We start from the raw sequence: 20,761 nt of genomic DNA on the forward strand, positions 1-20,761 counted from the left end.
GCCTATAGCGGGGGCAGCGCGGGGAGGGGGCCGCCTTCGACGGTCAGCGCCGACCCGTCGCGACGCCCGCAGAGCCAGCCGAGCAGCTCGGGGGCCGTACCGCGGACCGAGACCGGACCGCCCTCCGCTCCGCCGCCCGTCGTCCACACCCGGCCCTCGTCGTCGGCCACGGCCGTGGACACGACATCGGGGTGACCGCCGAACCGCTCGGCGAGGAAGTCGATCTCCCGGGCGACGAACTCGTCGGAAAGATCCTCCAGCTCGTAACCGATTCCCAGGTCGACATGGTGCAGCTCGACCTCGACGCGGCGGCGGAAGGGGACCCGGGAGGCCGAGTCCGTCACGCCGTTGCGCAGTGTGACCGTGCGCGACCAGTCGGCCGGGGCCGAAGCGGCGGCCGCGAAGCGGGCCGCGCTCTCGGCCAGGTCGGCCAGCTGTCCGGCCCTCGGCCGGGTCGCGTCGCGCTCGATGTCGCGGTCGCGGGTTTCGCTGTCTGCGTACATGGGCCGGCCGTGGAGAACATTTACGAGCGCGTCGGCGTTACGAGAGAGGTGCGCAACGACATGGCCCCGGCTCCAGCCCGGCAGACGCGAGGGCCCGGCGAGCGAGGCGTCGTCCAATTTCCCTGTGGCGCTGAGCAGTCGATCAGTCGCTTCACGTAGGGCTTCCAGGTCGTGCGCGTGATCAATCATGGGGCTGAGCCTAGCCTCGCCACTCATTCGGGTGAAGGAGTCCATGGGCGTCCGTAAATCGAATGTGCGTGCTATACGCTCGGAGTCGAAAGCTTCGTACATCGCTGTGGCGCCCCCCATACCCTGGGACAGGGGCTCAGTTCCCCCATTTCTCTCTAGAAAGGTGCGGACCGGCGTGGCCGACCGTCTCATCGTCCGTGGCGCTCGCGAGCACAACCTCAAGAACGTCTCGCTCGACCTTCCCCGCGACTCCCTCATCGTCTTCACCGGGCTTTCCGGGTCGGGTAAGTCGTCTCTCGCGTTCGACACGATTTTCGCCGAGGGCCAGCGACGCTACGTGGAGTCCCTCTCCTCGTACGCCCGCCAGTTCCTCGGCCAGATGGACAAGCCGGACGTCGACTTCATCGAGGGCCTCTCGCCCGCCGTCTCCATCGACCAGAAGTCGACCTCGCGCAACCCGCGCTCGACGGTCGGCACCATCACCGAGGTCTACGACTACCTCCGGCTGCTCTTCGCCCGGATCGGCAAGCCGCACTGCCCCGAGTGCGGGCGGCCCATCTCGCGCCAGTCGCCGCAGGCCATCGTCGACAAGGTGCTCGGTCTGCCCGAGGGCAGCCGTTTCCAGGTGCTCTCGCCCCTGGTGCGCGAACGCAAGGGCGAGTTCGTCGATCTCTTCGCCGATCTGCAGACCAAGGGCTACAGCCGGGCCCGGGTCGACGGCGAGACCGTCCAGCTCTCCGAGCCGCCCAAGCTGAAGAAGCAGGAGAAGCACACCATCGAGGTGGTCATCGACCGTCTCACGGTGAAGGACAGCGCCAAGCGCCGGCTGACCGACTCGGTCGAGACCGCGCTCGGGCTCTCCGGCGGCATGGTCGTGCTCGACTTCGTCGACCTCCCCGAGGACGACCCCGAGCGTGAGCGGATGTACTCCGAGCATCTCTACTGCCCGTACGACGACCTCTCCTTCGAGGAGCTGGAGCCGCGATCCTTCTCCTTCAACTCACCCTTCGGCGCCTGCCCCGACTGCACGGGTATCGGTACGCGGATGGAGGTCGACCCGGAGCTGGTCGTCCCCGACGAGGAGAGGTCGCTCGACGCGGGCGCGATCCACCCCTGGTCGCACGGCCACACCAAGGAGTACTTCGGCCGGCTGATCGGCGCGCTCGCCGAGGCGCTCGGATTCCGTACGGACATCCCATGGGCCGGGCTGCCGCAGCGCGCCAAGAAGGCCCTGCTCTTCGGCCACAAGATCCAGACCGAGGTCCGCTACCGCAACCGCTACGGGCGCGAGCGCGCCTACACCACCCCCGCCTTCGAGGGCGCGGTCCAGTTCGTCAAGCGGCGGCACTCCGAGGCCGAGAGCGACTCCAGCCGGGAGCGCTTCGAGGGCTATATGCGTGAGGTGCCCTGCCCGACCTGTGAGGGCACCAGGCTCAAGCCCATCGTCCTCGCGGTGACGGTGATGGAGAAGTCCATCGCCGAGGTCTCCGCGATGTCGATCAGCGAGTGCGCCGAATTCCTCGGCCGGATGAAGCTGAACGCCCGCGACAAGAAGATCGCCGAGCGGGTGCTGAAGGAGGTCAACGAACGGCTGAGGTTCCTGGTCGACGTCGGCCTCGACTACCTCTCGCTGAACCGCGCGGCAGGCACCCTGTCCGGCGGCGAGGCCCAGCGCATCCGGCTGGCCACCCAGATCGGCTCCGGCCTGGTCGGCGTGCTGTACGTGCTGGACGAACCGTCCATCGGCCTGCACCAGCGGGACAACCACCGGTTGATCGAGACCCTGGTCCGGCTCCGTGACATGGGCAACACGCTCATCGTCGTCGAGCACGACGAGGACACCATCAAGGTCGCCGACTGGGTCGTCGACATCGGCCCCGGCGCCGGTGAGCACGGCGGGAAGGTGGTCCACTCCGGATCGCTCAAGGAACTGCTGGGCAACGACGATTCGATCACCGGCCAGTACCTGAACGGCAAGAAGTCGATCGCGATGCCCGACATCCGGCGCCCCGTCGACCCGGCGCGCAGGCTCACGGTGCACGGTGCCCGCGAGAACAACCTCCAGGACATCGACGTCTCCTTCCCGCTCGGTGTGCTCACGGCCGTCACGGGCGTCTCGGGTTCGGGGAAGTCGACGCTGGTCAACGACATCCTCTACACCCACCTGGCCCGCGAGCTGAACGGCGCGAAGTCGGTCCCCGGGCGGCACACCCGGGTCGACGGGGACGACCAGGTCGACAAGGTGGTCCACGTCGACCAGTCGCCCATCGGCCGTACGCCCCGGTCCAACCCGGCCACGTACACCGGTGTCTTCGACCACGTCCGCAAGCTGTTCGCGGAGACGATGGAGGCGAAGGTGCGCGGCTATCTGCCGGGCCGCTTCTCCTTCAACGTCAAGGGCGGCCGCTGCGAGAACTGCTCCGGCGACGGCACGATCAAGATCGAGATGAACTTCCTGCCGGATGTGTACGTCCCGTGCGAGGTCTGCCACGGGGCGCGCTACAACCGCGAGACCCTGGAGGTCCACTACAAGGGCAAGTCCATCGCCGAGGTGCTGGACATGCCGATCGAGGAGGGCCTGGAGTTCTTCGAGGCCGTCCCGACGATCGCCCGTCACCTCCGTACGCTGCACGAGGTCGGCCTCGGATACGTCAGGCTCGGCCAGTCCGCGCCGACGCTCTCCGGTGGTGAGGCCCAGCGTGTGAAGCTCGCGAGCGAGCTGCAGAAGCGCTCCACCGGCCGCACGGTCTACGTACTGGACGAGCCGACCACGGGTCTGCACTTCGAGGACATCAGCAAGCTCATCAAGGTGCTCTCCGGGCTGGTCGACAAGGGGAACTCGGTGATCGTCATCGAGCACAACCTCGATGTGATCAAGACCGCGGACTGGGTCATCGACATGGGCCCCGAAGGAGGCAACGGCGGCGGTCTGGTCGTCGCCGAGGGGACACCGGAGCAGGTCGCCGGGGTTCCGGCCAGCCACACCGGCAAGTTCCTCCAGGGCATCCTGGACCCGGACCGGGTGAGCGAAGCAGCGGTGCCCGCGGCCCGCAAGCCGGTGCGGAACGTGGTGGCGAAGAAGGCCGTCGCCGCGAAGTCGGCCCCGGCCAGGAAGACGGCCACGGCCAGGACGAGCGCGGGCCAGCCCGCCAAGTCCGCCACTGCCGGGACCGCCAAGACGGCAGCCGCGAAGAAGCCGGCTGCGAAGAAGGCGACGCGCAAGGCCTGAGGCCCGCGTACGGGCGGCGGCTCCGGAATCCGGGGCCGCCGCTTTCGTCGGCACGGGGGCGCCCCGGTGCTCGTTGTTGCGGCCGAGCGCCCCACAACACTCCGATCCGGGGCATACGACCCCTCCTGACCAGGGACGACCCGTCCGGGGTGGCCCGGCCGACGGGCCCCTGGTCCCCGCCGGTATCGTCGCTTCTGTCACCGATGGCGCTGATACCCGCGGTACCTCCGGTATTCGCGGTGCCTCAGTCGCCCGCGGTAACTCTCTGCACCCTGCACCCTCTGACCAGTGGAGACCGCATGCCCGGCCAGCCCGCCGCCCGCCGTACCGTGCTGAAGGGTGCCGCGCTCGCCGGCGCCGCCGGGCTGGGAGTCGCCGCCTGCTCGACCGAGTCGAAGCTCGGCCACGCCGTGACGCCGACGCCGACCGCGCCCGTCGAACTCGGTGCGCCGGAAGAGGTTCCGGTCGGCGGATCCAAGCTCTACCGGGACCAGCGGGTCATCGTCAGCTGCCCGGCCAAAGGGCAGTACAAGGCGTTCAGCGCCCAGTGCACCCACGCGGGCTGCCTGCTGAACAAGATCGAGGACAACGTGGGGGAGTGCCCCTGCCACGGCAGCCACTTCGACACGACCACCGGCGAGGCGCTGCACGGCCCGGCGACCGTGCCGCTGCCCGCGGTGCCGGTCCGGCTGGAGGGCGGGAAGCTCATCGCGGGCCCCGAGGCCTGACCTCCGCCGCGAACGGACTCACTCCCAGTCCCAGTCGATGCCGACCAGGCCGGGCCGTACCCCCTGCTCCACCAGGTGAACGGTCCGGTGCCGGCCGGTGAGGGTGAGATCCGTACGGGCACCGCGCGGTGCGCCCGCCGAGACCTGGGCGAAGCTCCGGCACCGCACCGGCAGCGCGGCCTCGTCGAATCCCACCTGCAGCACGTACTGTCCGCCGCCGAAGCTGAAGCCGCGGACGTACTCGCGGCACGGTCCTCCCGTCGCGTCGTCGAAGCCATAGCCGAAGAGGTACGTGTCACCCGGTCTCAGCCGGGTGTCGAAGAGCAGCTCCGCGACGAGCACCCCCGTCCCCCGGTCCCAGCGGACCCGCCCCGTCCGGCAGTTCTCCCGGGCCGACACCCCCACCCGCGCCGGATCGCAGCCCGGATCGCCCCGGTGGACGGCGAGATAGCGGTCGATGCCGTCCCGGTGCGCGCGCACCACATGCTGCGACCCCCGCCGCCGCAGCTCCCGGCCGGGCCCGATCCACACCCGCTCGTGATGCCCCACCGTGTGCAGCCCACCGTCCACCGGCGACCCCATCGCGGCGAGCAGCCGCTCCACCGCCCCGGACGCCTCCATCAGGGAACGGTAGGAACGCGCGGCCGGCCGGTCGGCATCCACACGCCCGCTCCCCAGCAGCCGCAGCAGCGAGTTCCCCGGTAGTTCCAGCACCTCCTCCAGCGCCTTCACGGCCCGCAGCGACTCGGCGCGCTGCGGACGCCTGGCCCCCTGTTGCCAGTAACTCAGGCTGGTCACCCCGACCTTGACCCCACGGTGTGCGAGATGGTGCTGCACCCGCTGGAGCGGCAGCCCGCGCACCGCGAGTGCGGTGCGCAGCGCCAGATGGAACGGGCCGGTGTGCAGCACCTGCGCCAGTTCGGCCTCGGTGTGCTGCATGAGGTCCTCCAGGTGAACGTTCACGACGCGGGGCCGGGAGACCACGTCGGTGCGGGGCGGTGCCGCAGGTGGCCGGGGCGGATCCGTTCACGTATCCGCCGCGCCGTTCACACCGCGCTGTTCCCCCGCATTGAAGCGTGTTGACCCGTCCCCGACAACGGTTGATGCTCCTCGAACAGCGTCCGGACGCGCTCCTCCGATCACACACCCCCTGCATTGGGAGGAACGCCATGCGCAACCGAAGAATCCGACCGGGACGACTCCCGGTCACGGCCGTCCTCGCAGCCGTCCTGCTCGCCGTACCGACGGCGACCGCCTCGGCGGAGCAGACTCCCGCCACGACCACCTCGGCGGCACGGCCCACCACCACCACCGCCGGCAGCGGCATCGCCGCCACCCAGCGTCTGAACATCACCATGCAGGCGCAGCAGAAGACCAACTGGTGCTGGGCGGCGTCCGGCAACACCATCGCCACCTGGTTCGGCCGCAACTACTCGCAGAACCAGTTCTGCAACGCCGCCTTCGGGCGTGCCCAGGGCTATGAGTGCCCCAACTCGCAGGCCACGCTGGGCAATGTCCAGAACGGACTCGACTGGGCCGGGATCAACCCCGGTTCGTACGTCACCGGCTGGCTGCGCTACCCCACCGTCCAGGCCGAGATCGCCGCGGGACGCCCCGTCGAGACCCGGATCCAGTGGTCGTCGGGCGGCGGTCACATGCATGTCCTGTACGGGTACGACGACGCGAACAGCTGGGCCTACTGGGGCGACCCCTGGCCCTCCGGCAACCGCTACAACTGGGCCTCGCACGCCTGGTACGTGAGCAACAACGAGTTCTCCTGGACCCATTCGCTCTACCGGATCGGAGCGTGACGAAATGATCTCCAGGACCACACGCACCGCTCGGTCCGCGGCCGCCGCGGCGGCCGCCACCGGTGTTCTGGCCGGTGCCGCCCTGCTGACCGTCACGGCTCCGCGGGCGGCAGCCGCCACCGGCCCCGCGTCCGATCCGGCCGCCCTGAGCGCCGCCCGCCGGGCGGCCACCGACCCCGCGACCCTGGACATCCTGTCCCGGTTCTTCGCCCGCGAGGGCACGATCACCCGGTCGGCGGCCGCACCGCGCATCGTGGGACCCGTCGTCCCGGTGCGCAGCCTCGCTCCGGACTTCGTCGCCGGGAAACCGGGAGCGCCCGTCGCCCGGCTGGACCACCTCGCCACCACGGCCGTCTCCTCGGACGGCCGGAAGGCATCCCTGTGGACCCTTCCGACGGAGGGGAAGGACGGCGCCTGGCAGGTGGTGAACATCGCCACCGGCAACGACGAGGCGCGGTACGCCGCCGCGGGCGCCCGCAAGCTCCCGGGCGGGACGGTGTTCCATGAGCCGCAGACGGACGCCTGGTACGTCCAGAAGGGGTCCAGGGTGCTCCCCCTGGACGACGACGCGGTCCGCGCGGTCGGTGCCCGCGGCACCACCCTGGCCGCCTACCGCACCCGGGTGCGGCGGGCCTACGGCGACAAGCTCCCGGGCTCCGGTTACGCCCACTCGGGCAAGGCGGGCGGCTACGGACCGTCCACCGGCACCTCCGGCCCCCGGGAGGACGCCGGAGGGGACCACGGGGTGGCGGCCGCGGGCGCGGCCTCCGACACGGCCCTGACCGCCACGTCGGCCGCCGCCGGAGCGGGGGCCCTCGCCGTGCTCGCCCTCGGCGGCCTCACGGCCCTGCGCAACCGTCGCCGCCACCGGGCAGCCCCCTGACCGGCGACCGCGCCCGTACCCCCTGACCCGTGCTCCGGGGCGCGTTTTCCCGTCCGCGCCCCGGAGCACGGCTCCACCGCCGACGGACAGCACTGTCACTGCCCGCAAGTAGGGTGGGACACATGGCAGACCCCTCCAGCTACCGCCCCAAGCCGGGACAGATCCCCGACTCCCCGGGGGTCTACAAATTCCGCGACGAACACCGCCGGGTGATCTACGTCGGCAAGGCCAAGAACCTGCGCCAGCGCCTGGCCAACTACTTCCAGGACCTGGCCGCGCTCCACCCGCGTACGCGCACGATGGTCACCACGGCCGCCTCGGTGGAGTGGACGGTCGTCTCCACGGAGGTCGAGGCGCTCCAGCTGGAGTACTCCTGGATCAAGGAGTTCGACCCCCGGTTCAACGTCAAGTACCGCGACGACAAGAGCTATCCGTATCTCGCGGTCACACTCAACGAGGAATTCCCGCGAGTCCAGGTCATGCGCGGGGCCAAGAAGAAGGGCGTGCGCTACTTCGGCCCCTACGGGCACGCCTGGGCGATCCGCGAGACGGTCGACCTGATGCTCCGGGTCTTCCCGGTGCGTACGTGCTCGGCAGGGGTCTTCAAGAACGCCGCCAGGACCGGCCGCCCGTGCCTCCTCGGCTACATCGGCAAGTGCTCGGCCCCCTGCGTGGGCCGGGTCACCCCCGAGGAGCACCGCGAACTCGCGGTCGACTTCTGCGACTTCATGGCCGGCCGCACCGGTACGTACATCCGCCGCCTGGAGAAGGACATGATGGCGGCGGCCGAGGAGATGGAGTACGAGCGGGCGGCCCGGCTCCGCGACGACGTGGAGGCCCTCAAGCGGGCCATGGAGAAGAGCGCCGTCGTCCTCGCCGACGCCACCGACGCCGACCTGATCGCGGTCGCCGAGGACGAACTCGAAGCCGCCGTCCAGATCTTCCATGTGCGCGGCGGGCGGGTGCGCGGTCAGCGCGGCTGGGTCACCGACAAGGTCGAGAACGTCGACACCCCGGGCCTGGTCGAGCACGCCCTGCAGCAGCTGTACGGCGAGGAGACGGGCGACTCCGTCCCCAAGGAGGTGCTCGTCCCGGCCCTCCCCGAGGACCCCGACTCGATCTCCCAGTGGCTCGCCGACCGCCGGGGCTCCCACGTCAGCCTGCGCATCCCGCAGCGCGGTGACAAGAAGGACCTGATGGCGACGGTCCAGCGCAACGCCCAGCAGGCCCTGGGGCTGCACAAGACCAAGCGCGCCTCGGACCTGACGACCCGCTCCCGCGCCCTGGAGGAGATCGCCGAGGCGCTCGGCCTCGACACGGCCCCGCTGCGCATCGAGTGCTTCGACATCTCCCACCTCCAGGGCGACGACGTGGTCGCGTCCATGGTCGTCTTCGAGGACGGACTGGCCCGCAAGAGCGAGTACCGCCGCTTCCAGATCAAGGGCTTCGAGGGCCAGGACGACGTCCGGTCGATGCACGAGGTGATCGGCCGCCGTTTCAAGCGCTACCTCCAGGAGAAGGAGCGGACGGGGGAGTGGGAGGAGACCCTCGCCCCGACCGGCCCCGTCCCGGCCGCCGACGGCGACACGGCCGCTCCCACCGGGGCCGCACGGGGTACGGGCACGGCTCTCCTCCCGGCCGTCGCCCCCGGCACGGACACCTCTCCCGGTCCGGGGACCGCACCCACCGGGGAGACCGTCCCCGGACCGGGTACCGGCCCCTTCCCGGACGGTGCCCCGGACCCGGACGCCGAGCCCCGTGAGGACGACGGCCGGCCCAAGCGGTTCGCGTATCCGCCGCAGCTCGTCGTGGTAGACGGCGGTCAGCCACAGGTCGCCGCGGCCAAGCGGGCCCTCGACGAGCTGGGGATCGACGACATCGCCGTCTGCGGCCTCGCCAAGCGCCTCGAAGAGGTCTGGCTGCCCGATGACGACGACCCCGTCGTCCTGCCCCGCTCCAGCGAGGGCCTCTACCTCCTCCAGCGCGTCCGCGACGAGGCCCACCGCTTCGCGATCACGTATCAGCGCGCCAAGCGGGCCAAGCGCATCCGTTCCAGCCCCCTGGACGCGGTCGCAGGCCTCGGAGAGACCCGGAAGCAGGCGTTGATCAAGCATTTCGGCTCCGTGAAGAAGCTGAGGCAGGCGACAATCGACGAGATCTGCGAGGTTCCGGGGATAGGCCGCAGAACGGCGGAATCAGTGGCTGTCGCCCTGGCCTCGGCCGCCCCGGCCGCGCCCGCCGTGAACACGGCGACAGGAGAGATCATTGAAGAGGACGACGGGGGCAGCACGCCATGACTGAGCACGAACACGAACACGAACGCGAACACGACATCGAGCAGGAACGCGATGCCGAGCACGAAAGCACCGACCGAACAGACGGAGCGGGACACGTGAGTACGGGCACCACCATCGACCCGGGCGACGGGAACGCGGCCATCCCCGAGCTGGTGATCATCTCGGGGATGTCGGGCGCCGGACGCAGCACGGCGGCCAAGTGTCTGGAGGACCTCGGCTGGTTCGTCGTCGACAACCTGCCACCCGCCCTGATCCCCACCATGGTCGAGCTCGGCGCCCGCTCGCAGGGCAACGTGGCCCGTATCGCCGTCGTCGTCGACGTGCGTGGCCGCCGCTTCTTCGACAACCTCCGTGACTCCCTCGCCGACCTGGAGGCCAAGCACGTCACCCGGCGGATCGTCTTCCTGGAGTCCTCCGACGACGCCCTGGTCCGCCGCTTCGAATCGGTCCGCCGCCCGCACCCGCTCCAGGGTGACGGCCGGATCGTCGACGGCATCGCCGCCGAGCGCGACCTGCTGCGCGAGCTGCGCGGCGACGCCGACCTGGTGATCGACACCTCCAGCCTCAATGTGCACGAACTACGCGCCAAGATGGATGCCCAGTTCGCCGGCGACGAGGAGCCGGAGCTGCGCGCCACGGTGATGTCCTTCGGCTTCAAGTACGGCCTGCCGGTCGACGCCGACCTGGTGGTCGACTGCCGCTTCCTGCCCAACCCGCACTGGGTTCCCGAGCTGCGGCCGTTCACCGGGCTCAACGAAGAGGTCTCCGCCTACGTCTTCGACCAGCCCGGCGCCAAGGAATTCCTCAACCAGTACACGGAACTGCTCCAGCTCATCGCCGCCGGGTACCGCCGCGAGGGCAAGCGCTACGTGACGATCGCCGTCGGCTGCACGGGCGGCAAGCACCGCTCCGTGGCCATGTCGGAGAAGCTCGCGGCCAGACTCGCGACCGAAGGCATCGAGACCGTCCTCGTCCACCGGGACATGGGGCGCGAGTGACCAGCCGTAATCTGCGCCTGCGGCGGCTGCGCAGAGCCACCGCAGCGCTGCCCGGCCGCAAGCGCGGCGCGCAGCCCAAGGTCGTCGCGCTCGGCGGCGGCATGGGTCTGTCCGCGTCCCTCGCCGCGCTCCGCCGGATCACCGGCGATCTCACGGCCGTGGTCACCGTCGCCGACGACGGCGGCTCCAGCGGCCGGCTCCGCGAGGAGCTCGGCGTCCTGCCGCCCGGCGACCTGCGCAAGGCGCTCGCCGCCCTGTGCGGTGACGACGACTGGGGCCAGACCTGGGCCCGGGTCATCCAGCACCGTTTCCAGTCCAAGGGCGATCTGCACGAGCACGCGGTCGGCAATCTGCTGATCGTCGCCCTGTGGGAGCAGCTCGGTGACCACGTCCAGGCCCTGGACCTGGTCGGCAAGCTCCTCGGGGCGCACGGCCGGGTGCTGCCCATGTCCGCCGTGCCGCTGGAGCTCCAGGCGCTCGTACGGGGCCACGACCCGGACCGCCCGGACGACGTGGACACGGTGCGCGGCCAGGCCACCGTGGCGCTCACCCCGGGCGAGGTGCAGTCCGTCCATCTCGTCCCGCACGACCCGCCGGCCGTTCCCGAGGCCGTCGCCGCCGTCCTGGACGCCGACTGGGTGGTGCTCGGTCCGGGGTCCTGGTTCTCCTCCGTGATCCCGCATCTGCTCGTCCCGGAACTGCTCGACGCGCTCGTCGAGACCAAGGCCCGCAAGGTCCTCTCGCTCAACCTCGCACCGCAACCCGGCGAAACTGATGGCTTCTCTCCGCAGCGTCATTTGGAGGTTTTGGGACGACACGCCCCTAAACTCGCCATGGACGTGGTGCTGGCCGACGAAGCCGCCGTGCCCGATCGTGAGTCCCTCGCCGACGCCGCCAAGCGGCTCGGCGCCGCGGTCGAGCTGGCGCCGGTGGCCTCACCCGACGGCGTTCCGATCCATGATCCGGAGCTGTTGGCCGCCGCGTACGACCGTATTTTTCGGATGCATGGAAGGATCGGCCCATGGCGATGACGCCGGCGGTGAAGGACGAAATCTCTCGGCTTCCCGTGACCCGGACCTGCTGCAGGAAGGCAGAAGTCTCGGCGATCCTCCGGTTCGCCGGCGGGCTGCACCTGGTGAGCGGTCGGATCGTGATCGAGGCGGAGCTGGACACCGCGATGGCGGCCCGTCGGCTGAAGCGGGACATCCTCGAGATCTTCGGGCACAGCTCGGAGCTGATCGTGATGGCTCCCGGCGGGCTGCGGCGCGGCTCCCGCTATGTCGTCCGGGTGGTGGCGGGAGGCGACCAGCTGGCCCGCCAGACCGGCCTGGTGGACGGTCGCGGCCGGCCCATCCGCGGTCTGCCGCCGCAGGTGGTCTCGGGGGCCACCTGCGATGCCGAGGCCGCCTGGCGCGGGGCCTTCCTGGCCCATGGCTCGCTCACCGAACCGGGCCGCTCCTCCTCGCTGGAGGTGACCTGCCCCGGTCCGGAAGCGGCTCTCGCGCTGGTCGGTGCAGCCCGCAGGCTCTCCATCGCGGCGAAGGCCCGCGAGGTGCGGGGGGTGGACCGCGTCGTCGTCCGCGACGGCGACGCGATCGGTGCGCTGCTCACCCGGCTCGGCGCCCATGAGTCGGTGCTGGCCTGGGAGGAGCGGCGGATGCGCCGCGAGGTCCGCGCCACGGCCAACCGGCTCGCCAACTTCGACGACGCCAACCTGCGCCGTTCCGCGCGGGCCGCGGTCGCCGCGGGCGCCCGGGTGGGGCGCGCGCTGGAGATCCTCGGCGAGGAGGTGCCCGAGCACCTCGCGGCGGCCGGACGGCTGCGCATGGAGCACAAGCAGGCCTCCCTGGAGGAGCTGGGCGCGCTCGCCGACCCGCCGCTGACGAAGGACGCGGTCGCCGGCCGGATCCGCCGACTCCTGGCGATGGCCGACAAGCGGGCCCAGGACCTGGGTATCCCGGGGACGGAATCGACCCTCAGCGAGGAGCTCGCCGACGGACTGGTGGGGTGACCCGCGAAGGCTGTGAAATCGGCCGAATTCAGAACGCCGGGAAATCCCCGGGGTGTTGACGATCCGTATTCGTGACTGCGTGTTCGACCGGGTATTCGCAGGCCCGTACCCCTACCGAGGGGTACGGGCCTTTGCGGCTCTTCCGGCCCCGCTCGATGTCACTCCCGCGCCATCGGAGAGGTAGGGTCGGAGGCGGTCGGGGACATCCCATACAACTCGCCGGCGTCGAAAACCGGCGTACCTAACGAGGAGATCGGTTCGTGACGATCCGCGTAGGCATCAACGGCTTTGGCCGCATCGGACGTAACTACTTCCGCGCGCTGCTGGAGCAGGGTGCGGACATCGAGATCGTGGCTGTCAACGACCTGGGTGACACTGCGACCACGGCCCACCTGCTGAAGTACGACACCATTCTGGGTCGTCTGAAGGCAGAGGTCAGCCACACCACCGACACCATCACCGTCGATGGTCACACCATCAAGGTGCTCTCCGAGCGCAACCCGGCCGACATCCCCTGGGGCGAACTGGGCGTCGACATCGTCATCGAGTCGACCGGCATCTTCACCAAGAAGGCCGACGCCGAGAAGCACATCGCCGGCGGTGCCAAGAAGGTCCTCATCTCGGCTCCGGCCAAGGGCGAGGACATCACCATCGTGATGGGTGTCAACCAGGAGAAGTACGACGCGGCCAACCACCACGTCATCTCCAACGCCTCCTGCACCACCAACTGTGTCGCGCCGATGGCCAAGGTCCTGGACGAGAACTTCGGCATCGTCAAGGGCCTGATGACGACGGTCCACGCCTACACGAACGACCAGCGCATCCTGGACTTCCCGCACTCGGACCTGCGTCGCGCCCGCGCCGCCGCCGAGAACATCATCCCGACCACCACCGGCGCGGCCAAGGCCACCGCCCTGGTGCTCCCGCAGCTGAAGGGCAAGCTGGACGGCATCGCCATGCGCGTCCCGGTCCCGACCGGCTCGGCCACCGACCTGGTCGTGGAGCTGCAGCGCGAGGTCACCAAGGACGAGGTCAACGCCGCGTTCAAGAAGGCCGCCGACGACGGCGACCTCAAGGGCATCCTCTACTACACCGAGGACCCGATCGTGTCCTCGGACATCGTCGGCGACCCGGCGTCCTGCACCTTCGACTCCTCGCTGACGATGGTTCAGGAGGGCAAGTCGGTGAAGATCCTCGGCTGGTACGACAACGAGTGGGGTTACTCCAACCGCCTTGTCGACCTGACCGTCTTCGTCGGCAACCAGCTCTGACCTCCGGGTCGGCAGGCATCTCGATGTGAGCACGGGGCTCGAACAGCGCAACGCCGCGCCGTTCGAGCCCCGTTGCATGCTCCCTCGTCCTTCCAAGGAGTCCAGCAAGATGAAGACGATCGACGAACTTCTCGCCGAAGGGGTCACCGGCAAGCGCGTATTCGTCCGCGCCGACCTCAACGTGCCGCTGAGCGGCACCACCATCACCGACGACGGCCGCATCCGCGCCGTCCAGCCGACCGTGGAGAAGCTCGCCGCGGCCGGGGCGCGGGTCATCGTCGCCTCGCACCTGGGCCGTCCCAAGGGGGCACCGGACCCCGCCTTCTCCCTGGCGCCCGCCGCCGCCCGCCTCGGTGAGCTCCTCGGTGCCGACGTGGCCTTCGCGACCGACACGGTCGGCGAGTCCGCCCGCGCCACGGTCGCCGCGCTCACCGACGGCCGGGTCGCCGTCATCGAGAACCTCCGCTTCAACCCCGGTGAGACCTCCAAGGACGACGCCGAGCGCGGCGCGTTCGCCGACCAGCTCGCCGAGCTCGCCGACGTGTACGTGGGCGACGGCTTCGGAGCGGTTCACCGCAAGCACGCCTCGGTCTTCGACCTTCCGGCCCGGCTGCCGCACGCCGCCGGTGACCTGATCGCCACCGAGGTCGGCGTCCTGAAGAAGCTCACCGAGAACGTCGAGCGCCCCTACGCCGTCGTGCTCGGCGGCTCCAAGGTCTCGGACAAGCTCGGCGTCATCGACCACCTGCTGGAGCGCGCCGACCGCATTCTCATCGGCGGCGGCATGGCGTACACCTTCCTCAAGGCCCAGGGGCACGAGGTCGGCAGCTCCCTCCTCCAGGAGGACCAGATCCCGGCGGTGCTGGAGTACCTCAGGCGCGCCGAGGAGAAGGGCGTGGAGTTCGTGCTCCCCGTCGACGTCGTGGTCTCCGAGCAGTTCCCGGACCTCGGGGCCAAGGCCCCGACGCAGCACCGCACCGTGCCCGCGGACGCCATCCCGGCCGGTTTCATGGGGCTGGACAACGGTCCCGAGACCAACAAGCTGTACGCCTCGAAGCTCGCCGACGCCGTCACCGTCTTCTGGAACGGTCCGATGGGCGTCTTCGAGCACCCCGACTACGCCGAGGGCACCCGGGCCGTCGCCCAGGCCCTCGTCGACTCCTCGGGCTTCAGCGTCGTCGGCGGTGGTGACTCCGCCGCCGCCGTCCGCATCCTGGGCTTCGACGAAAACGCATTCGGACACATCTCGACCGGTGGCGGCGCCAGCCTCGAATACCTTGAGGGCAAGACGCTTCCCGGCCTCGCCGCACTGGAGGACTGACCTTTCATGACCACTCGCACCCCGCTGATGGCGGGCAACTGGAAGATGAACCTCAACCACCTCGAGGCCATCGCCCACGTCCAGAAGCTCGCCTTCGCCCTGGCCGACAAGGACTACGAAGCCGTCGAGGTCGCCGTCCTGCCGCCCTTCACCGACCTGCGCTCCGTGCAGACGCTGGTCGACGGCGACAAGCTGAAGATCAAGTACGGCGCCCAGGACATCTCGGCGCACGACTCCGGCGCGTACACCGGTGAGATCTCCGGCCCGATGCTCGCCAAGCTGAAGTGCACGTACGTCGCCGTCGGCCACAGTGAGCGCCGCCAGTACCACGGCGAGACCGACGAGATCTGCAACAGCAAGGTGAAGGCCGCCTACAAGCACGGCCTGACCCCGATCCTCTGCGTCGGCGAGGAACTGGAGGTCCGTGACGCGGGCAACCACGTCGCGCACACGCTCGCCCAGGTCGACGGCGGTCTGCGGGACATCCCGGCCGACCAGGCCGAGTCGATCGTGATCGCGTACGAGCCGGTCTGGGCGATCGGGACCGGCAAGGTCTGCGGCGCCGACGACGCCCAGGAGGTCTGCGCGGCGATCCGTGGCCGCCTCGCCGAGCTGTACTCCCAGGAGCTGGCCGACAAGGTCCGCATCCAGTACGGCGGCTCCGTGAAGTCCGGGAACGTCGCCGAGATCATGTCGAAGCCGGATGTGGACGGCGCCCTCGTCGGCGGCGCGGCGCTGGACGCCGACGAGTTCGTCAAGATCGTCCGCTTCCGCGACCAGTGAGTATGCGGTAGCGCGGATCCGTCGTACCCTTGCGGGGGCCGGGGGAGGTGTAGCCTCCCGGCCCCCGTTGTTCGCACATGCAGTCCAGAGGAATTCCGGAAAGTAGGGACCAGCCGTGATTTTGGGGTTCGAGATCGCCCTGATCGTCTTCAGCCTGCTGCTGATGCTGCTGGTGCTGATGCACAAGGGAAAGGGCGGCGGTCTCTCCGACATGTTCGGTGGCGGCATGCAGTCGTCCGTGGGTGGCTCCTCGGTCGCCGAGCGGAACCTCGACCGGATCACCGTGTTCATCGGTCTGGCCTGGTTCGCGTGCATTGTTGTGCTTGGTCTGCTGATCAAGCTGGACAACTGACCCGTCGTACGCGATTCCCGGTGAGGGTGTAACTCCTTTCACTGGACGCGCGTTGGGCCTTACGTAGACTGGGGCATCTTCGAGCACCATCACGCAGGGAGTTACGACCGTGGCAAGTGGCAACGCGATCCGGGGAAGCCGGGTCGGAGCGGGGCCGATGGGGGAGGCCGAGCGTGGCGAGTCCGCGCCACGTCTCCGCATCTCCTTCTGGTGCTCGAACGGGCACGAGACGCAGCCGAGCTTCGCCAGTGACGCGCAGGTACCGGAGACTTGGGACTGTCCGCGCTGTGGTTTCCCGGCCGGCCAGGACCGGGACAGCCCGCCGGCCCCGCCGCGCACCGAGCCGTACAAGACGCACCTCGCGTACGTACGTGAGCGGCGGAGCGACGCGGACGGCGAGGCCATCCTCGCCGAGGCCCTGGCGAAACTCCGGGGCGAAATCTAGTGCCCCTCCCGGCAAGCTTTGCCCCGGGCAGGCATTGCCGGTCACGGCACTAGCGCCTCGCACCGGAAGTTCACCGGCCGGGCACCCACAGGGTGCCCGGCCGGACTGCTTTTGCCGTGCCGCAGCTTCCCATTGTCTCGTCAACCCCTCTGATCAATTAAGTTGGAGAGGCAGCGGGGCATCTGCAGGCACGAGAAGAAGTGGGCTGATATCCGGGATGAATACACTTAGCCGAACCAGGCTCAACCAGACGCCCGAATGGAACGCTCTGGGCAAGCACCGTGAGCAGCTCGGGACCACACATCTGCGGCAGCTCTTCGCGGACAATCCGCAGCGCGGTACCGGATACACCCTCCGGGTCGGCGATCTGTATGTCGACTACTCCAAGCACCTGGTCACCGACGAGACGCTCCGGCTGCTGCGCGAACTGGCCGCCACCACCGGGGTGGCACAGCTGCGGGACGCGATGTTCCGCGGCGAGAAGATCAACACCACCGAGGACCGCGCCGTCCTGCACACCGCGCTGCGTGCCCCGCGCGATGCGGTGATCGAGGTCGACGGCGAGAACGTGGTGCCCGGTGTGCACGCTGTGCTCGACAAGATGGCGTCCTTCTCCGACCGCATCAGGTCGGGGGAGTGGACCGGTCACACCGGCAAGCGCATCAAGAACGTCGTCAACATCGGCATCGGCGGCTCCGACCTCGGACCCGCCATGGCGTACGAGGTGCTGCGCTCCTTCACGGACCGCTCGCTCACCGTCCGCTTCGTGTCGAACGTCGACGGCGCCGACCTCCACGAGGCCGTGCGCGATCTCGACCCGGCCGAGACGCTCTTCGTCATCGCGTCGAAGACCTTCACCACGATCGAGACCATCACCAACGCCACCTCCGCCCGCGACTGGCTGCTGACCGGTCTGAGGGCCGGTCAGGAAGCGGTCGCCAAGCACTTCGTGGCGCTGTCGACGAACGCCGGCAAGGTCGCGGACTTCGGCATCGACACCGCCAACATGTTCGAGTTCTGGGACTGGGTCGGCGGCCGCTACTCGTACGACTCCGCCATCGGCCTCTCGCTGATGATCGCCATCGGTCCGGACCGGTTCCGCGAGATGCTCGACGGCTTCCACCTCGTCGACGAGCACTTCCGCACCGCCCCCGCCGAGGAGAACGTCCCGCTGCTGCTGGGCCTGTTGGGCGTCTGGTACGGAGCGTTCTTCGACGCCCAGTCGCACGCCGTGCTGCCGTACAGCCACTATCTGTCCAAGTTCACCGCGTACTTGCAGCAGCTGGACATGGAGTCCAACGGCAAGTCCGTGGACCGGGACGGCGAGCCGGTCGACTGGCAGACCGGACCGGTCGTCTGGGGCACCCCCGGCACCAACGGGCAGCACGCCTACTACCAGTTGATCCACCAGGGCACCAAGGTCATCCCGGCCGACTTCATCGGCTTCGCCGAGCCGGTCGCGGACCTGCTGCCCGGCCTGGTCGCCCAGCACGATCTGCTGATGGCCAACTTCTTCGCCCAGACGCAGGCGCTGGCCTTCGGCAAGACGCCGGACGAGGTCCGTGCCGAGGGCGTCGCCGAGGAGCTGGTGCCGCACAAGACCTTCAAGGGCAACCACCCGACGACGACGATCCTGGCCGACCGCCTGACCCCGTCCGTCCTCGGCCAGCTGATCGCCCTGTACGAGCACAAGGTCTTCGTCCAGGGCGCCGTCTGGAACATCGACTCCTTCGACCAGTGGGGCGTCGAACTGGGCAAGGTGCTCGCCAAGAGGATCGAGCCGGTGCTGACCGAAGGCCGGGGAGGCGAGGGGCTGGACAGCTCGACCGCCGCACTCGTCGAGGCGTACCGCGCCCGCAGGGGGCGCTGAGCCGATGACCACGGGGGAGCGGACGGTGCGGCTGAGGCCGCCGAACAGCACCCTGGACCCGAGGGCCGTCGGCTGGTGGCGGGCGCGGTGGCTGCTGCTGACCGCGGCACCGGTGGTGGTCCTGGTCGTGCTGGGCGCGCTCATCGAGTCCGCCCGGTTCTGGCTGCTGCTGCCCGCCGCGGTCCTCGCGGTCCTCGGCGGCGGCTGCGCCGTCCTCTTCCCCCTCTGGTGGTTCCGCACCCACCGCTGGGAGGTGACCGACGAAGCGGTGTACGTCAGAACCGGCGTGCTGCGTCAGGAGTGGCGGATCGTCCCGATGTCCCGGATCCAGACCGTGGACACCGTACGCGGCCCGCTCGAACAGCTCTACCGGCTCGCCACGGTCACCGTGACCACCGCGTCGTCCAAGGGCGCGGTGCGGATCGAGGGACTGGGCCATGAACCGGCGGCCGAGCTGGCCGAGCGGCTGACCCGGATAACCCAGGACACCCCCGGGGACGCCACATGAGCGCCGGGACGACCGTCTTCCCGGCGGCCGACGACGACGGCGCCGACGGCCCCGATGCCGCTGCCGACTGGCGGCGGCTGGACCGGCGTACGGTCCTCCTCAGCGCACTCCTCGCGGCCGGGGTGACGGCCGGCGCGGCCGTACCCACCACGCTGGGGCTCTCCGGGCGGTTCGGGTTCGGACCCGCGGTCGCCTGGGTACTGGCCGGTGCCGTCCTGCTGATCGCGGGCGCCGCGGCCGGCGACCACGTGCGGTGGCGCCGCACCCGCTACCGCATCGGAGCCGAACGGGTCGAACTCCACACCGGGCTGTTCCTGGTCAAGAAGCGCTCACTGGCCCGGCCGCGCATCCGCAGCGTCGACCTCACCGCCCACCTGCTGCAACGGGTCCTGGGCCTGGTCACGGTCCGCATCGGCACCGGCGAACACTCCGGCAGCGAATCCACCCTGGAACTGGACCCGGTCCCCAGGGCCGAGGGCGAACGGCTCCGCCGCGAACTGCTGGAACGTACGGCCACCGGAGCCCCGGGCACCCATCGCGAGGGCGAGCTCGCCGCCCTCGACCCGCGCTGGATCCGCTACGCACCGGTCTCGTTCGTCGCCCCCGCGCTCGGCGGCGCGGCGGCCGGCGGGGTGATGCAGGTCAGCGACTGGTTCGGGGCGCAGGGGCAGGTGATCGACTGGATCGGTGACCGGTTCCGGGACACCTCACTGATCACCATGATCGTGATCCTCGTCGTCGCCGCGGTCGCCGCCGGGGTCGTCGGCGCGCTCGGCCTGTGGGTCGAGATGTGGTGGGGCTACCGGCTGGAGCGCGAGCCCGGCGGCACCCTGCGCGTCCGAAGGGGACTGCTGACCTCCCGCTCCGTCTCCATCGAGGAGCGGCGGCTGCGCGGTGTCGACCTCGTCGAACCGCTCGGCGTGCGGCTGTTCGGCGCCGCCAGGGTCGACGCGATCACCACCGGGCTCGCCAAGGACGACGAGGAGCAGCACGGCGACCACAACACCCTGCTGCCCGCAGCGCCGCGCCGCGTCGCCGACGCGGTGGCCGCCGACGTCCTGCGCGAGGTCACGTCCCCGACGGGCGCCCCGCTGACCGGACACCCCCGCGCGGCCCGGGGCCGGCGGTTGCGCCGGGCGTGCGGGGCCGTCGTCGCCCCCGTCGCCGTCCTCGTCCTCCTGGGGGTGCTGCTGACACCCGTCCTGTTCTGGATCGCGCTCGCCTGCGCCGTGGTCGGGCTGCCCGTCGGGGTGCTCCTCGCCCGGGACGCGTACCGCGGCCTGGGACACACCGTCAACGGCGACTACCTGGTGGTCCGGTCCGGCACGGTGCGGCGCTCGACCGCCGCCCTGGAGCGGGCCGGTGTCATCGGCTGGACGGTCGGGCAGACGTACTTCCAGCGGCGGGCCGGGGTGCTGAGCCTCACCGCGACGACGGCCGCCGGAGCGGGCGCGTACACGGCGTACGACGCGGACGCGAACGAGGGGCTCGACTTCGCCTCCAAGGCTGTTCCGGGCCTGCTGGAGCCCTTCCTGGAGCGCACTCCGCCCGCCGGGTGACGG

At 70.1% G+C, this 20,761-nt stretch carries 18 protein-coding genes; 16 read left to right on the plus strand and 2 right to left on the minus strand.

The features are described from left to right. Nucleotides 1-2 precede the first annotated feature (2 nt). Nucleotides 3-692, minus strand: coding sequence for a maleylpyruvate isomerase family mycothiol-dependent enzyme (locus ACIQCZ_RS22870; protein ID WP_402284549.1), 690 nt, complete (start codon nt 690-692; stop codon nt 3-5). A gap of 175 nt (nt 693-867) precedes the next feature. Between ACIQCZ_RS22870 and uvrA the strand changes: the two genes are divergently transcribed. After that, nucleotides 868-3,921: an excinuclease ABC subunit UvrA gene (gene uvrA, locus ACIQCZ_RS22875; protein WP_402284550.1), complete on the plus strand. Its 3,054-nt coding sequence runs from the start codon at nt 868-870 to the stop codon at nt 3,919-3,921. A gap of 299 nt (nt 3,922-4,220) precedes the next feature. Further along, on the plus strand, nt 4,221-4,649 hold the full coding sequence (locus tag ACIQCZ_RS22880) for a Rieske (2Fe-2S) protein (RefSeq protein WP_376221324.1): 429 nt from the start codon (nt 4,221-4,223) through the stop codon (nt 4,647-4,649). 18 nt (nt 4,650-4,667) lie between these two features. On the opposite strand, the gene ACIQCZ_RS22885 is transcribed toward ACIQCZ_RS22880, so the two are convergent. Then, nucleotides 4,668-5,588, minus strand: coding sequence for a hypothetical protein (locus ACIQCZ_RS22885; protein ID WP_402284551.1), 921 nt, complete (start codon nt 5,586-5,588; stop codon nt 4,668-4,670). Nucleotides 5,589-5,818: 230 nt separating this feature from the next. On the opposite strand from ACIQCZ_RS22885, the gene ACIQCZ_RS22890 reads away from it, so the two are divergent. The 14 genes from ACIQCZ_RS22890 (at nt 5,819) to ACIQCZ_RS22955 (ending at nt 20,758) form a co-directional block, all read left to right on the plus strand. Continuing rightward, nucleotides 5,819-6,460, plus strand: coding sequence for a papain-like cysteine protease family protein (locus tag ACIQCZ_RS22890; protein WP_402284552.1), 642 nt, complete (start codon nt 5,819-5,821; stop codon nt 6,458-6,460). A 4-nt stretch (nt 6,461-6,464) separates the two neighbouring features. Continuing rightward, nucleotides 6,465-7,343: a hypothetical protein gene (locus ACIQCZ_RS22895; protein WP_402284553.1), complete on the plus strand. Its 879-nt coding sequence runs from the start codon at nt 6,465-6,467 to the stop codon at nt 7,341-7,343. Nucleotides 7,344-7,465: 122 nt separating this feature from the next. Then, on the plus strand, nt 7,466-9,640 hold the full coding sequence (uvrC, locus tag ACIQCZ_RS22900; protein WP_402284554.1) for an excinuclease ABC subunit UvrC: 2,175 nt from the start codon (nt 7,466-7,468) through the stop codon (nt 9,638-9,640). Continuing rightward, nucleotides 9,637-10,638, plus strand: coding sequence for an RNase adapter RapZ (gene rapZ, locus ACIQCZ_RS22905; protein ID WP_402284555.1), 1,002 nt, complete (start codon nt 9,637-9,639; stop codon nt 10,636-10,638). Before uvrC ends, rapZ begins: the two co-directional genes overlap by 4 nt. Then, entirely contained in the window at nt 10,635-11,669 is a 1,035-nt protein-coding gene (gene yvcK, locus ACIQCZ_RS22910) for a uridine diphosphate-N-acetylglucosamine-binding protein YvcK (protein WP_376221333.1), read from the plus strand. Before rapZ ends, yvcK begins: the two co-directional genes overlap by 4 nt. Next, complete coding sequence (whiA, locus tag ACIQCZ_RS22915) at nt 11,660-12,649, plus strand: DNA-binding protein WhiA (protein WP_030919772.1); 990 nt, start codon at nt 11,660-11,662, stop codon at nt 12,647-12,649. Before yvcK ends, whiA begins: the two co-directional genes overlap by 10 nt. Before the next feature lie 260 nt (nt 12,650-12,909). Then, nucleotides 12,910-13,920 carry a type I glyceraldehyde-3-phosphate dehydrogenase gene (gap, locus tag ACIQCZ_RS22920; protein ID WP_351085063.1) on the plus strand — a complete coding sequence of 337 codons (1,011 nt, stop codon included), beginning with the start codon at nt 12,910-12,912 and terminating at the stop codon, nt 13,918-13,920. Between the two features lie 109 nt (nt 13,921-14,029). After that, entirely contained in the window at nt 14,030-15,241 is a 1,212-nt protein-coding gene (locus tag ACIQCZ_RS22925) for a phosphoglycerate kinase (RefSeq protein WP_402284556.1), read from the plus strand. A 6-nt stretch (nt 15,242-15,247) separates the two neighbouring features. Further along, nucleotides 15,248-16,024, plus strand: a complete 777-nt coding sequence (gene tpiA, locus ACIQCZ_RS22930) for a triose-phosphate isomerase (protein WP_351085059.1) — start codon at nt 15,248-15,250, stop codon at nt 16,022-16,024. 115 nt (nt 16,025-16,139) lie between these two features. Beyond that, entirely contained in the window at nt 16,140-16,376 is a 237-nt protein-coding gene (gene secG / locus ACIQCZ_RS22935) for a preprotein translocase subunit SecG (RefSeq protein WP_402284557.1), read from the plus strand. Between the two features lie 109 nt (nt 16,377-16,485). Beyond that, the gene (locus ACIQCZ_RS22940) at nt 16,486-16,821 is read left to right on the plus strand and encodes an RNA polymerase-binding protein RbpA (protein ID WP_266720873.1); all 336 of its coding nucleotides are present in this window, start codon (nt 16,486-16,488) and stop codon (nt 16,819-16,821) included. 217 nt (nt 16,822-17,038) lie between these two features. Beyond that, nucleotides 17,039-18,691, plus strand: coding sequence for a glucose-6-phosphate isomerase (gene pgi / locus ACIQCZ_RS22945; protein WP_402284558.1), 1,653 nt, complete (start codon nt 17,039-17,041; stop codon nt 18,689-18,691). A gap of 4 nt (nt 18,692-18,695) precedes the next feature. Next, complete coding sequence (locus tag ACIQCZ_RS22950; RefSeq protein ID WP_402284559.1) at nt 18,696-19,199, plus strand: PH domain-containing protein; 504 nt, start codon at nt 18,696-18,698, stop codon at nt 19,197-19,199. Then, on the plus strand, nt 19,196-20,758 hold the full coding sequence (locus ACIQCZ_RS22955) for a PH domain-containing protein (protein WP_402284560.1): 1,563 nt from the start codon (nt 19,196-19,198) through the stop codon (nt 20,756-20,758). The genes ACIQCZ_RS22950 and ACIQCZ_RS22955 overlap by 4 nt, the downstream gene beginning before the upstream one ends. Nucleotides 20,759-20,761: the final 3 nt, after the last annotated feature.

The organism is Streptomyces sp. NPDC093149, from assembly GCF_044754145.1.
In the GTDB taxonomy this organism is placed as follows: domain Bacteria; phylum Actinomycetota; class Actinomycetes; order Streptomycetales; family Streptomycetaceae; genus Streptomyces.

Bases quoted from the DNA above. Each gene is read 5' to 3' on its own strand.
- ACIQCZ_RS22880 (WP_376221324.1), top strand. From the start codon at position 4,221: ATGCCCGGCCAGCCCGCCGCCCGCCGTACCGTGCTGAAGGGTGCCGCG.
- ACIQCZ_RS22925 (WP_402284556.1), top strand. From the start codon at position 14,030: ATGAAGACGATCGACGAACTTCTCGCCGAAGGGGTCACCGGCAAGCGC.
- tpiA (WP_351085059.1), top strand. From the start codon at position 15,248: ATGACCACTCGCACCCCGCTGATGGCGGGCAACTGGAAGATGAACCTC.
- ACIQCZ_RS22890 (WP_402284552.1), top strand. From the start codon at position 5,819: ATGCGCAACCGAAGAATCCGACCGGGACGACTCCCGGTCACGGCCGTC.
- rapZ (WP_402284555.1), top strand. From the start codon at position 9,637: ATGACTGAGCACGAACACGAACACGAACGCGAACACGACATCGAGCAG.
- ACIQCZ_RS22885 (WP_402284551.1), bottom strand. From the start codon at position 5,588: ATGCAGCACACCGAGGCCGAACTGGCGCAGGTGCTGCACACCGGCCCG.
- ACIQCZ_RS22870 (WP_402284549.1), bottom strand. From the start codon at position 692: ATGATTGATCACGCGCACGACCTGGAAGCCCTACGTGAAGCGACTGAT.
- ACIQCZ_RS22955 (WP_402284560.1), top strand. From the start codon at position 19,196: ATGAGCGCCGGGACGACCGTCTTCCCGGCGGCCGACGACGACGGCGCC.
- ACIQCZ_RS22895 (WP_402284553.1), top strand. From the start codon at position 6,465: ATGATCTCCAGGACCACACGCACCGCTCGGTCCGCGGCCGCCGCGGCG.
- pgi (WP_402284558.1), top strand. From the start codon at position 17,039: ATGAATACACTTAGCCGAACCAGGCTCAACCAGACGCCCGAATGGAAC.
- ACIQCZ_RS22950 (WP_402284559.1), top strand. From the start codon at position 18,696: ATGACCACGGGGGAGCGGACGGTGCGGCTGAGGCCGCCGAACAGCACC.
- uvrC (WP_402284554.1), top strand. From the start codon at position 7,466: ATGGCAGACCCCTCCAGCTACCGCCCCAAGCCGGGACAGATCCCCGAC.
- whiA (WP_030919772.1), top strand. From the start codon at position 11,660: ATGGCGATGACGCCGGCGGTGAAGGACGAAATCTCTCGGCTTCCCGTG.